Here is a 12,302-nt window from a genome sequence, read left to right as displayed (position 1 = left end):
AGTCAGCGCAGCGCGGGGAAGACCGTGCCGGCGATGAGAGCGCCGACCACCGTGCCGGCTACGACCTGAGCCGGGGTGTGCGCGGTGAGCCGGACCCGCGACCAGCCGATCAGCGGGAGCAGCAGGGCGCCGAGCAGGGCCCACGGGCCGTACACGACGACCAGGACGGCGACGGTGCCGGCGGCGACCCCCGCGTGGATGGACATCTTCCAGAAGGCGGTGACCGCGCCGAAGACGACCAGCCCGGCGACGCCGGCGATCATCAGGGCGAGCAGCGACCGCGGCGCGCCGAGCAGGATCAGCGCGGTCAGCCCGACCGCCACCGAGCCGACCCCGAAGAGCAGGGGCGCCTTGCGGTGCGCACGCTCCGGGATGTGATGGTCGGCCCAGTCGCCGCGGCGGACACCCCGGAAGACGTACGCCATGGGGATGCCCGCGGTGAAGACCGCGGCCGGGACACCCCACCAGCGCCCCACCACCAGAAGCAGCACGGTCACGAGCACCGCCGGGGCGAAGATCTCGGTGATGAGCCGGGCCAGCGTGCCGGCCCCCGAACGGGTGTCTTGGTGCAAGGTCACCAGCGAAACTCTAGGACGCCCCCGTTGCGGGTAAGCCCGAACCATGACCAACCACACCGGAGTTTCGCAGGTCCGGAGCCAGGATCATCGTGACGCGCATGCCGGGAACGCCAGGGATCCGCCGCGGAGGACGGGTGGCCGATCTGTGAAGGTCTGGCGCATCCATGGATGTTGATGCAAGGTGGGCGGATGGAGGGCATCTTCCGGCGCAAGCCCGTCGACGACATCGAGGACGAGCGCGACACCGACCTGCAGCGCTCACTCGGCCTGTGGCAGCTCACGGCGATCGGCGTCGGCGGCATCATCGGGGCCGGCATCTTCGCCCTGGCCGGGGCCGTGGCCCACGAGACGGCCGGGCCCGCCGTGCTCATCTCGTTCCTCGTCGCGGGCATCGCCTCGGCCGCGGCCGCCCTGTCGTACGCGGAGTTCGCGGGCATGATCCCCAAGGCCGGCTCCGCCTACACGTACGGCTATGTCGTGCTGGGCGAGGTGGTCGGCTGGTTCATCGGCTGGGATCTCCTGCTGGAGTACACGGCGATCGTGGCGGTGGTCGCCATCGGCATCTCCGGCTACTTCTCGTTCCTGATGGGCGAGCTCGGCCTCGACCTGCCGGCCTGGATGCTCGGGGCGCCCGGCAGCGGCGACGGCCACGTCGTGGATCTGTTCGCGGTCATCCTGTGCCTGCTCATCGCGTACCTGCTGAACCAGGGCATCCGGGCCGCGGCCCGGGCCGAGACGGCGGTCGTCGGCATCAAGATCTTCGTGGTGCTGCTGGTGGTGGTCGTGGGCTTCTTCCACATCAACAGCGACAACTACACGCCGTTCTTCCCGTTCGGCTGGAGCGGCGCCATCACCGGCGCCGCCACCGTCTTCTTCGCCGTCTTCGGCTACGACGCGATGAGCACCGCCGCCGAGGAGTCGAAGGACGCCCGGCGGCACCTGCCCCGGGCCATCATCTACTCGCTGATCGTCTCGATGGTGCTGTACGTGCTGGCCACCCTCGTGCTCACCGGCATGCAGAACTACCAGGACATCGACCCCGAGAGCGGCTTCTCGTCGGCCTTCGCCGCGGTCGGGCTGTCCGGGCTGGCCGACGTCATCGCGGTCGGCGCCATCATCGGCATCCTGACGGTCATGTTCACGTTCATGCTCGGCGTGACCCGCGTCTGGTACTCGATGAGCCGCGACGGCCTGTTGCCCTCGTGGTTCGCCGCCCTGCACCCGCGCCGCCGCGTGCCGTCCCGGGTGACCTGGATCGTCGGTGTCGCCTCGGCGCTCATCGCCGGTTTCCTGCCCATCCGGGAGGCGGCCGAGCTGACCAACATCGGCATCCTGCTGGCCTTCGTCGTGGTCTGCGTGGCCGTCATCGTGCTGCGGTACCGCCGCCCCGACCTGCCGAGGACCTTCAAGGTCCCCGGCATGCCGCTCGTACCGGCCGTCGGCGTGATCTTCTCGATCTGGCTGATCACGTTCCTCGACCCGGTCACCTGGTTGCGCTTCGCGGTCTGGTTCGTGCTGGGCGCGGCCGTCTACTTCTTCTACAGCCGCCACCACTCCAAGCTGAACCGCTGACTCAGCGCACCTTCGCCCCGCCGCCGCACGAGGTGCCGTCGGCCGTGGCCGCCAGCGGGCACGTGTAGACGACGCGTTTGCCCGCGAACTCGGTGACCGTCCAGATCTCCGACTTCGACGGCCACACCGACAGGTCCTCCGAGCCGATCCCGGCCCACCGCGCCTTGCTCACGCTGAGCACGCCGTTGCTCGGCGTCGCCTCCAGCAGCTGGGCCATGCCGTTCTCGCCACCGCCGGTCTGGCTCAGATAGAACTTCCCGTTGTACGCGGTCGCGCCCTGGATGTAGCGGGCCGGCGACCGGTACGCGGCGGTCGCCCGGACCTTGCCGTCGGAGTCCCGCTTGAGCAGCCCGGTGGCGCTGTCGAGGGGCCATCGGGCGATGCGCCCGTACTCGTCGGCGGTGGGGTTGTTCCCGCCGGTGTTGGCGCAGTACTCGCTCGTGATCAGGCTCGGGCCGGAGCTGCGGTCGAGCGAGACCGACGAGAACTTCGGCGTGCCGGTGGCGGAGCAGTCGTTGTCCTTGCCGCTGTAGTCGCCCAGGTCGCTGACGAGCCAGTCCACCTGCGGCATCACGTACCGGTAGCCGTAGCTGGACCACTTGCCGGTCAGCGGGTTGTAGCCGGTGGTGCTGGTCGCCGCGGTGTCGCCGAGACCCTGCTCCTCGGCCGCCTTGATGTCGAAGATGTAGCGCATGTCGAAGACCCGGAAGCCCTGCACCGTGTCGGCCACGTACAGGTAGTTGCCGTACCAGACGATCCCGCCGGCGTGCAGGCTGCCGTGGTCACCCGACTGCGGCGTGGTCACGGCTTCCCAGGTCGGCACACCGCCGGAGCTCGAGATGTACGGGTACGCGAGCAGCACATGCTGGTACTGGTTGGTGTTGGCGTCGACGAACGACACCCGCACGCCCTTGGTGACGTTGTCATCCGACTGGTGGTTGCTGTCGTACCAGGACACGAGCACGGCCTGCCGGCTGCCCCACAGCTCGTCCGCCTGCGCGTCGGCCACGGTCGTGACACCCTGCGGCACCCACTCGTACGCGCCGCCGACCGTGTTGGCGTCACTCGGGTTCCAGCAGAAGCGCCGGCCCGGCGGCAGGGCCTTGGCGCCGGTGGCCGAGTCGGTGAAGATGTTCTGCACCGGGCAGGCGCTGCTCGAACCCGTGGCCCAGGCGCCCGCGCGGTTGGCCTGCAGCAGGATGTTCTGCACGCCGAGCTTGGGCAGGCGCGCGTCGAGCTGGTTGACCCGGTCCTGCAGCGAGGGCGCCGGCAGCGACGCCGTGCGCAGCCGGAAATCGCTGAGCAGGGGCGCGGTGGCGGCCGCCGCGGGCGAGGCCGGCAGCAGGGCCAGGCCGGCGGCGAGGGCGGCCGCGGACAGGGCGGCGCCGAGTTTCCTGACGAGAGTCATGGTCCCCGTTTCACATGAAGATCATCGATGGAAGCCGAGACGTTAACAGACCGCGGACTCGGGTGGATCGATGGCCATATGCTCGGGACGTGACCGACGTCGTGGCCTTCGGATCGGACAAACCGCCCTGGCGGCCCTCGCGCCGTCTGGTCGCCGCCGCGCTCGCGCTCGCCGTCGCCGGGCTGGGCCTCGCGGTCCTCCTCACCCGCGGCGGGGACGAAAACCCCGATGGGGGTGAGCCGCCGGCGCCGGTCGCGCTCACCCCTTCCGGCTGTACGGGTTCCGCGCCCGCCTCCGAGCGGACGGGCTCGCCCGTTCCCGGCCGCACGGGCTCGCCCGCCGCCGGCCGTACGGGCTCGCCGGCCGCGGTCACCGGCGCCTCACCGGTCGCGATCGTGATCGAGGGCGCGTGCCACCCGGGGGCCGGGCTCGACCGCCGCGACACCACGGCCGCGACCGGCCCGTGGACGGTCGTGGTCCGCGGCGAGGGCGGTTCGCTCGGCCGCGACGGCGCCGTGGTCACCTACCCCGTGCCGCGGGAGGGCGACGGGCCCGGCAAGGTCGTCAAGCGCCTCGGCGACACGTACGCCCGGGTCCGTGGAGATCTTGCCCCGGACGGCCTGAAGGCCATCGCCGACAGCATCACCGTCAGCGGCGGCCGGCCGGTCGTGCGCCCGCCGCGGGGCATGTCGGTCGTGGCCACCGGCACCTACCGGCCCGCCTCGATCCACGAGATCCGGTACGGGACGGCCGAGCTCGGCGAGCAGGCCGCGCTCGGCAGCGGGCTGACCTTCACCGGGGTGGCCGCGGCGGGCGGCTACGAGGATCACCTGTACGCGACCGGCGACCTCAGCTCCGTCTTCGGCGGCAACGGCGCGATCGCCTGGGAGCCGAAGCCGGGCCTGATCGCGTTCATCGGCTACAGCGGCGCGACGCGCACCGCGGCCGCCGACGAGGCCCTCCAACGGCTGGCCGGGCGGGCCCGGGCCATCAACGGCGACGGATGGCGCGCCCTGGCCCCGACCGTGGCCGGGCAGAGCAACGACATTCCATGATCGTTGATACGCTGCCCGGCGAATCGGAGCGAGGGAGCGGCATGAGCGACGGCGTGGCGGGCACCAACAGCGTCTCCCGCGAGGTGGTGGAGAAGATCGCGGCGGCCGCGGCCCGTGAGGTGCCCGGGGTGGCCGAGCTCGGCGGCGACGTGGCCCGCTTCTTCGACAAGGTCCTGGACCGGATCGGCCTGGACGAGGTCGGCGACGCCACCCGCGGCGTGCACGCGTCGGTCAAGGGCGCGGCCGTCGAGGTCACCGTCGTGCTGGTGATCGCGGCCGGCGCCGTGGTGGCCGACGTCATCAAGGCCGTGCAGGCCAAGGTGTCCGAGGCGGTCTCGGGCTTCGGCCTGACCGTGACCGGTGTGAACGTCAAGGTCGACGACATCGCGATGCCCGCGTCGACCCTGTAGGCGCTCAGCGCTCGATCAGCACGGGGCAGTGCGCGTGGTGCAGCAGCTGTAGGCCGGTGGAGCCCAGCACGGCCCCGCTGACCGCGTTGTGCCCGTGGCTGCCGACCACGACGAGCTGCGCCCGCTCCGAGGCGTGCACCAGGGCGGCGGCCGCGCTGTCGTGCGACAGGACCGTCGCCGCCGGCACCCGCGGATACTTCTCCAGCCAGGGGGCCAGCAGGCCGGCGAGCTGCCTGCGCTCGGTCTCGTCGTCCTCCGGCAGCGGTACGGCCGTGACGGGCACCCCGAGCCACAGCGGAACGGCCGGGCGGATCGCGCGAACCACCGTCAGGCCCGTCCCGCGGGCGGCGGCCGCCTCGAACGCGGTGGCCAGCATCGCGTCGGAGTCGTCGACGCCGACCACGACCGGGCCCCGCGCATCGGTGCGGCCACGCACCACGACGACCGGGCACGGCGCCTGCAGGGCCATCTTGCGCCCGACCGAGCCGAGCAGCATCCCCGCGAACCCGCCGTGGCCACGGCTCCCGACGACCAGGAGCGCGGCCCCCTTCGAGGCTTCCAGGAGCTGCGGGACCGCGTACCCCCGAAGTGCCGTTGTCTCGATCTTGATGCCCGGCTCGAGAGCGCGGGCCCGGGTGTGCGCCGCCGCGACCGTCGTCTCGGCCAGGTTGCGCGCCACGTCGGCGTACTCGCCGCCGATGTCGTCGACGTCCCAGTCGTAGGCGAGCACGATCCGCAACGTCGCGCCCCGCCGCCGGGCCTCGCCCGCCGCCCATTCGACCGCGGTGGTGCCGCAGGCCGTGCCGTCCGTGCCGACGACCACTGCCGGGTTCCTCATGGTCGATCTCCCTTCCTCCCCTTGATCGTCGGCCGGTCCGCCGCCCTCAGGGCAGAGGCGATCCGCCCCGGAGCGCGGGACTTAGGACCCTGTCAGGCCGCAGCGGCCGGGACGAGCCTGATCGGTGGAGGTGTCGAAGATGGCCACACATTTGCCGAACATTTACCGACGCGGCGGCGGTTGTGCGGCATCATCGCCGGGTGACGAACGGCGGCGCTCTCAAGGAGCTGGACGATGTGGATCACGCGCTGCTCGAGGCCGTGCAGCGTGACGGCCGGGCGACGCTGAGCGACCTGGCCGGCACGGTCGGGCTCGGCGTCTCGGCCACCCGGGCCCGGCTGCGCACCCTGGAGGAGCACCGGATCATCACGGCGTACGCGGCCCACGTCGATCCCGAGGCGATCGGCTACACGCTGCGCGCGGTCGTCCGGATGAAGGTGAACGGCCCGCTCTTCGACACCGAAGTCGCGGCGGTGCTGGAGCGCCGCCCGCAGATCGTGCGCTGCCTGCGCGTGACCGGCGAGTCCTGCTACCTGATGGAGATCGTGGCGACCGGCCTGCGCGACCTCGAGGAGATCACCGACGAGCTGGCCCAGATCGGGCCCATCTCGACCGACCTGGTGTACGAGGTGGTGGCCGACAAACCGACCCCCGTCCCTTGATCGGGCTTGATTCAAGTGTCGATGTGACCTTGAGTGGTCGGTGTGGAAATGACGACGGTCGATCGGCGGGTGGGGCGCGGGCGGGTGGCCGCGTCGGCGGCGTTTCTCGGGTTCGGGACGGCGCTCGGGGTGTGGACGGCGCGGATCCCGGCGGTGAAGAGCGACCTCGGGCTGAGTGACGGGCGCCTGAGTGTGGCGCTGCTGGCCTTCGCGGGTGGCTGCATCGCGGGGATGGCGCTGATCGGGCGGCTGAGCGACCGGTTCGGCAGCAGCCGGGTCCTCGTGCCGGCGATGGTGCTGGAAGGGATTTTGCTGATCCCGCCCGGCTTCGCCGGCGGGCTGGTGGCCCTGTCGGTCGCGCTGTTCCTGTTCGGCGCCACGCACGGGACGCTCAACATCGCGATGAACGCCAACGCGATCGAGGTCCAGCGCGCGTACGGACGCCCGATCATGTCGTCGTTCCACGCCGTCTACAGCATCGGCGGCTTCCTGGGCGCGATGATCGGCAGCGTCTTCGCCCGCTCCGGCGCCGATGTGGGCGTCACCCTCCTCAGCGTCGGTGTCGCCGTGGTGGTGCTGGCGGTTGGGGTCGCCTTCTGGCTTCTGCCCTCCCGGCGAACCGAACCGGCGCCGGTCGTGTCGGAGCCGCCCGCCGGGCGCTCGCTGCTGCTGATCTTCATGGGCGTTCTCGTCCTGTGCACGCTTGTCGGCGAGGGCGCGGCGGCCGACTGGAGCGCCGTCTACCTGCGCGACAACCTGGGGACGAGTGCGGGCTTCGCCGCGTACGGCTACGCCGCGTTCGCCGTCATGATGACCGTCGGCCGCCTCTTCGGGGACCGGTTGGTGCGGGCCCTGGGGCCGGTCCTTCTCGTACGGCTCAGCGGGCTGCTGGCCGCGGCCGGTCTCGGCGCCGCCCTCCTGGTCGACCGGCCTGTCGCGGGCGTCCTGGGCTTCGGCCTTCTCGGGGCGGGCCTGTCCTGCATCGCGCCGCAGGTGTTCACGGCGGCGGGCGATCATGATCCGGAGCGGGCCGCCCGGGCGCTGTCCACGGTGGTGAGCATCGGCTATCTGGGTTTCCTGCTCGGCCCGATCCTCATCGGCGCTGCCGCCACCGTCGTCACTCTGCCGGTCGCCTTGGGCATTCCGGTGATCCTGGCCTTGTTCGTAGCGGTCAGCGCCCCGGCGCTCCGGCCACGCGCGGCTGGTGAGTCTGCGGCGCGTCTTTGAGGGCGCCGCGCTGGGGCCTGGTGTGCCTGCGGCGCGTCTTTGAGGGCGGCGCGCCGGGGCCTGGTGTGCCTGCGGCGCGTCTTTGAGGGCGGCGCGCCGGGGCCTGGTGTGCCTACGGCACGTCCTTGAGGGCGGCGCGCGCGGCGTCGGTGTCGCTCAGCTGGTCGAAGACGTCGCCGGCGATGCGGCGGCCGATCAGCAGGCTCGAGGTGGCGGCGGGGGAGGGGGCGTTGAGGACGTGGACGGCCCGCCGCGTGCGGCGGATGACGAAATCGTCGACCAGGGCGCCGTCGCGGGTGACGGCCTGGGCGCGGACGCCGCTGCCGTGTTTGCGCATGTCGCGGCCGCGTACGGCCGGGGCCATCCGGCGCACCTCCCGCACGAACAGGGGCCAGATCAGCGAGCGGCTGATCTCGGTGATCCCGTAGCGCCAGAACCGCCTGGTCAGGCCGCGCAGCGCGGGGTCGGCCAGCAGTTCGCCGAGCATCCGGGGGTCGACGTCGCGCCAGCGGTAGCCGTGGCGGGAGAGGGCGGGCACGGCGTTCGGCCCGATGTGCACGGTACCGTCGAGCATCGGGGTGACGTGCACGCCCAGGAATGGCAGCTCCGGGTCGGGCACCGGATAGACCGGGTTCGTGACGAGGTTGCGCAGACCGGGGCGCAGCTCGGCGTACTCGCCGCGGAACGGCATGATCCGTACGGGCGGCCTCTCACCCAGAGCCTCGGCGATCTTGTCGCTGTGCAGGCCGGCGCAGTTGACGACGACGCGGGCCCCGAGCTCGCCGTTGATGACCGTGCTGTCGCCCCGGCTCTGGAAGTCCCGCGCGGGCGTACGCAACCGAAGGTCCGCGCCGAGCTCGGTCAGCTCAGCGGCGAGCGCGCGGGCGACGGCGCCGAAGTCGGTCATCGCGGTCTCGGCGACCCAGAGCGCGGCGACGCCGGCGATGTTCGGTTCCCGCTCGTTGATGGCCCGGCGGTCGAGGCGCTCGACGGTCACGCCGTTGGCCCGGCCGCGCTCGGCAAGCGCATCGAGCTGGGGTAACTGCCGGTCGGCGGTGGCGACGACGAGCTTGCCGGTGCGCTTGACCACGACGCCGTTCTGCTCGCAGTAAGTGATCATCGCTTCGCCCCCGGCGCGGGCCAGGCGGGCCTTGAGACCGCCGGGCTTGTAGTACAGCCCGGAGTGGATGACGTTGCTGTTGTGGCCGGACTGGTGGGCTCCCCAGCGATCCTCGGCCTCCAGGACCGTCACGCTCAGGCCGGGCCGCTCCCGCAGCAGGGCCCGGGCCGTGGCGAGACCGAGCAGTCCGCCTCCGATGATCGCTACATCTGCATCCACCTCCGGAATGTATACAGACGCAGCGACTGTAGTAAACGGGATACCATGCGGCGGTGAGTGCCGATGCGATCGCCGATCAACTGCGCTCGGCGCTGCGGCGCGGCGACTTCCGGCCCGGCGCCCGCCTCGTGCAGGAGAAGATCGCCGCCGACCTGGCCGTGAGCCGCATCCCGCTGCGGGAGGCGCTGCACATGCTCGCCGCCGAGGGACTGCTGGTGAACCAGCCGAACCGGGGCATGGTCGTCGCCGAGCTCGGCCGCGAGGAAGTGGACGAGCTGTTCGATCTGCGGCTGCAGCTGGAGCCGGGGCTGGCCGACGAGATCGTGCGGGGTTGCCGGCCGCGCGATGTGGACGCGCTGGCCGACCTCGCCGAGCAGATCCACCTCAAGGGGGCGGATGCGGCGGGGCGCGCGGCGCTCAACTACCAGTTTCACTCGCGCATCTACGAACTGTCCGAGCGACGGCTGAGCATCCGGTTCATCGACCAGTTGCTGCAGCTCGTGGAGCCGTACAGCCGGCAGTGGGTCCGCTCCGGGCGTGACCTCAAGCGCATCGACGCCGAGCATCGGCAGATGGTCGACGCCCTGCGGGCCGGTGACGCCGGGGCGCTCGCGCGGGTGATCGTCGCCCACATCATGGGAGCGCGCGACCACGTGCTGGCTGCTCTCTGAGAGTGGCGAGGTAGCATCGCAGCGTGAACAAGTATCGGCACGTCATCTCGCCGCCGGTCGCCCCGTAACCGGGCGCACCCGCTGACGATCCGTTCCGCGGCCCCGCCGGCGCTCACGTCGGCCTGGGTTCTTGTTCCGTGCGCCCGTGACGATTCCCGCCCTGGCCCGGAATTCGACACGGAAGTTCACGATCTTGTCTGTTACGACGCGTACCCCTGAAGTCGCCCCCCACGTCGGCCCGCTGGCCGGCCCCGTCCCGGTGCTGGCCGCCGCCACCCTGTGGGGCACCACCGGCACGGCGGCCTCGTTTGCTCCCTCCGCCGCCCCCGCCGCCGCGATCGGCGCGGCCGGCCTGCTCCTCGGCGGCCTGCTGCTCTTCTTGACCGACCGCCGGCCCCTCACCCAGCCGGGCCGCATTCTCCTTCGCCGCTCCCTGCCCAGGGTCCTCGGCGCTGACAACCCGCGGATTCCCCGGCGGGAGTGGCCGCTGCTGCTTCTCGGGGCGGTGACCGTGGCGGGCTATCCGCTCAGCTTCTACCCGGCGGTGGCTCGCTCCGGGGTGGCCGTCGCGACGGTCATCACGCTGGGCAGCGCGCCTGTTTTCGCGGGTCTGCTGGCCGGGCTGGTTCAAGGAGCGCGACCGGCCCGGCGCTGGACGGTCGGGACCGTCGCGGCAATCGCCGGCTGTGTCGTGCTCGTTCTCGGGCCGGAGCTGGCCGGCGGTGGTGCGGCCGCGGATGTGCTCGGCGCAGGGCTGGCCCTCGTCGCCGGGTTGTCCTATGCCGCGTACACCATGGTCGGTGGCAACCTGATCGCCCGCGGCCATCCGTCGGGAACCGTGATGGGCACGATGTTCGGCCTGGCCGGCCTGCTCGTTCTCCCGGTCGTGGCGGGCGGCGATCCGGGGTGGCTGCTTTCCGTGCGTGGGGCCGCGGTGGCGGTCTACCTCGCGCTGGTGCCCACCTATGCCGCCTACCGGCTCTTCGGCTACGGGCTGCGCCACACCACGGCGACCACCGCCACGGTGCTGTCCCTGGCTGAGGCCGCCGTCGCCGCGCTGCTCGGCGTCGCCCTGCTGGGCGAGCGGCTCCCGGCCCTGTCCTGGGCCGGCCTGCTCGTCCTCGTCGCCGGCCTGGCGTTCCTGACCCTGCCCGCCCGGTCCCGCCGCACCGCCTGAACTGCCCCGGGGCGGGCCGATCGACGGGCCCGCCCCCGGTCTTCGGATCCCTGCTGCACGTGTCGTCCCTGCCGAGCCGGCTCGGGCATCGGCGAGTGGATCCGGCTTCGCGGATCAGCCGGTGGCTTCAGGTCCGTGCGGCTTGCGTTGTCACCGCCAGGCTTCCTCAAGCGTGGGCGAGCGGATGGGGTTCGACGGTTCGTTCTGGGCGTCTTGGCGTGGGCGAGCGGATGGGGTTCGACGGTTCGTTCTGGGCTTCAAGGCGCCGTCGGGGCGGATCGGCTTGTGGGCTCGTTCGCGGTTTCAGATCGCGGCGGCGCGCGGGTGGGAGCTCTGCCGGACCCGCAGATCGGCGGGGAAGACGCAGCGCCAATACGGGGCCAGCCGGCGGGCGATCATCGCGCGGGTGGCGGCGGCCGCCATCGCCTCGACGGGCTGGTGGACGGAGGACATGGGCGGGGTGGCGCACTCGGCGATGACGCTGTCATCGAAGCCGACCACGGCGACGTCCTGCGGGATGCGGCGGCCGGCGTCGGCCAGGGCCTGCATGGCGCCGGTCGCCATCAGGTCGCAGCCCACGAAGATGGCGTCCAGGTCGGGATGCTCGGCGAGCAGGCTCTGCGTCAGGGTGTAGCCGTCCTCGCGGCGGAACTTGCCGGTGGCGGAGATGTCGGGCAGGCCCAGCTCGAGCACGGCCCGGCGGTGACCCTCGCGGCGGCCCTCGGCGCAGGGGTTGCCGTCCTGGCCGTGCAGGGCGGCGATGCGGCGGCGGCCGGTCCGGTGCAGGTGGGTCACGGCGGCCCGGGCGCCTTCGGCGTTCTCCAGGCCGATGTACGGAACTCCGGGCGCCGAAGGACTCATCGCCACCACCCGGTCGCAGCGGGCGTAGAACTCGCCGGCGATCCCGGCGGGAACGTTGATGAGCAGCACGCCGAGCGTGACCGTGTCGGCCATCCGGGTCAGCAGCGCGCGGGCGCCGGCCTCGTCGACCACGTGCACGCGCAGTTGAGCGCTGCTGCCGGCCAATTCCTGCAGAATGCCGGCGGTGACCCGGCCGTAGTACGGGCTGTTGCTGAAGATCGACGGTTCGTCGACCACGACGAGCTCGATGACCTCACCGTGCCCCGACGCGAGCGCCCGCGCCACCGGATCGGGCCGGAACCCCAGCGCGGCAATCACCTCGCGCACGTGCTCCCGAGTCTGCGGCGCCACCCCCGGCGCGTCGTTGATGACCCGCGAGACGGCCGCCTTGGACACACCCGCCCGGCGCGCGACATCGGCCAGCGTCGGCCTTCCCTGCGGCATCGGCCCACTATAGGTCGCACCACGCCGGCGAAGCGCCCCAATAAACCGCTCGTGCGGTAA

Annotated in this window: 12 protein-coding genes; 7 read left to right on the top strand and 5 right to left on the bottom strand. The window is 72.0% G+C overall.

The genetic code is table 11. The features are described 5' to 3' along the window. Positions 1-2 precede the first annotated feature (2 nt). Positions 3-578 carry a phosphoesterase PA-phosphatase gene (locus AB0J66_RS06620; protein ID WP_364656392.1) on the bottom strand — a complete coding sequence of 192 codons (576 nt, stop codon included), beginning with the start codon at positions 576-578 and terminating at the stop codon, positions 3-5. Positions 579-767: 189 nt separating this feature from the next. Between AB0J66_RS06620 and AB0J66_RS06615 the strand changes: the two genes are divergently transcribed. Continuing rightward, positions 768-2,150: an amino acid permease gene (locus AB0J66_RS06615; protein ID WP_364656391.1), complete on the top strand. Its 1,383-nt coding sequence runs from the start codon at positions 768-770 to the stop codon at positions 2,148-2,150. 1 nt (position 2,151) lies between these two features. On the opposite strand, the gene AB0J66_RS06610 is transcribed toward AB0J66_RS06615, so the two are convergent. After that, positions 2,152-3,558, bottom strand: a complete 1,407-nt coding sequence (locus AB0J66_RS06610) for a hypothetical protein (protein ID WP_364656388.1) — start codon at positions 3,556-3,558, stop codon at positions 2,152-2,154. An 89-nt stretch (positions 3,559-3,647) separates the two neighbouring features. On the opposite strand from AB0J66_RS06610, the gene AB0J66_RS06605 reads away from it, so the two are divergent. Beyond that, positions 3,648-4,613, top strand: coding sequence for a hypothetical protein (locus AB0J66_RS06605; protein WP_364656385.1), 966 nt, complete (start codon positions 3,648-3,650; stop codon positions 4,611-4,613). Between the two features lie 41 nt (positions 4,614-4,654). Next, positions 4,655-5,023, top strand: a complete 369-nt coding sequence (locus AB0J66_RS06600) for an Asp23/Gls24 family envelope stress response protein (protein ID WP_364657345.1) — start codon at positions 4,655-4,657, stop codon at positions 5,021-5,023. Positions 5,024-5,027: 4 nt separating this feature from the next. Here AB0J66_RS06600 and AB0J66_RS06595 read toward each other — a convergent pair whose 3' ends face one another. Beyond that, on the bottom strand, positions 5,028-5,861 hold the full coding sequence (locus AB0J66_RS06595) for a universal stress protein (RefSeq protein ID WP_364656382.1): 834 nt from the start codon (positions 5,859-5,861) through the stop codon (positions 5,028-5,030). A gap of 200 nt (positions 5,862-6,061) precedes the next feature. Between AB0J66_RS06595 and AB0J66_RS06590 the strand changes: the two genes are divergently transcribed. Continuing rightward, entirely contained in the window at positions 6,062-6,523 is a 462-nt protein-coding gene (locus tag AB0J66_RS06590) for an Lrp/AsnC family transcriptional regulator (RefSeq protein ID WP_364656380.1), read from the top strand. Between the two features lie 48 nt (positions 6,524-6,571). Beyond that, positions 6,572-7,750: an MFS transporter gene (locus AB0J66_RS06585; RefSeq protein ID WP_364656377.1), complete on the top strand. Its 1,179-nt coding sequence runs from the start codon at positions 6,572-6,574 to the stop codon at positions 7,748-7,750. Between the two features lie 112 nt (positions 7,751-7,862). On the opposite strand, the gene lhgO is transcribed toward AB0J66_RS06585, so the two are convergent. After that, positions 7,863-9,089: an L-2-hydroxyglutarate oxidase gene (gene lhgO / locus AB0J66_RS06580; RefSeq protein ID WP_364656375.1), complete on the bottom strand. Its 1,227-nt coding sequence runs from the start codon at positions 9,087-9,089 to the stop codon at positions 7,863-7,865. 53 nt (positions 9,090-9,142) lie between these two features. Between lhgO and AB0J66_RS06575 the strand changes: the two genes are divergently transcribed. Together AB0J66_RS06575 and AB0J66_RS06570 are read left to right on the top strand one after the other, a co-directional pair. After that, complete coding sequence (locus AB0J66_RS06575; RefSeq protein WP_364656373.1) at positions 9,143-9,760, top strand: GntR family transcriptional regulator; 618 nt, start codon at positions 9,143-9,145, stop codon at positions 9,758-9,760. A 193-nt stretch (positions 9,761-9,953) separates the two neighbouring features. Continuing rightward, on the top strand, positions 9,954-10,937 hold the full coding sequence (locus tag AB0J66_RS06570) for an EamA family transporter (protein ID WP_364656371.1): 984 nt from the start codon (positions 9,954-9,956) through the stop codon (positions 10,935-10,937). Positions 10,938-11,240: 303 nt separating this feature from the next. Here the strand turns inward: AB0J66_RS06570 and AB0J66_RS06565 are convergent, their stop codons facing one another. After that, positions 11,241-12,242 (bottom strand): LacI family DNA-binding transcriptional regulator, encoded by a 1,002-nt coding sequence (locus AB0J66_RS06565; protein WP_364656368.1) that lies wholly within the window; start codon positions 12,240-12,242, stop codon positions 11,241-11,243. Between the last annotated feature and the right edge of the window lie 60 nt (positions 12,243-12,302).

This window comes from Actinoplanes sp. NPDC049598 (genome assembly GCF_040675435.1).
Classification (GTDB): domain Bacteria; phylum Actinomycetota; class Actinomycetes; order Mycobacteriales; family Micromonosporaceae; genus Actinoplanes.
Note: the sequence above shows the minus strand (reverse complement) of the source record. Positions and strands in the feature narration are given on the sequence as shown.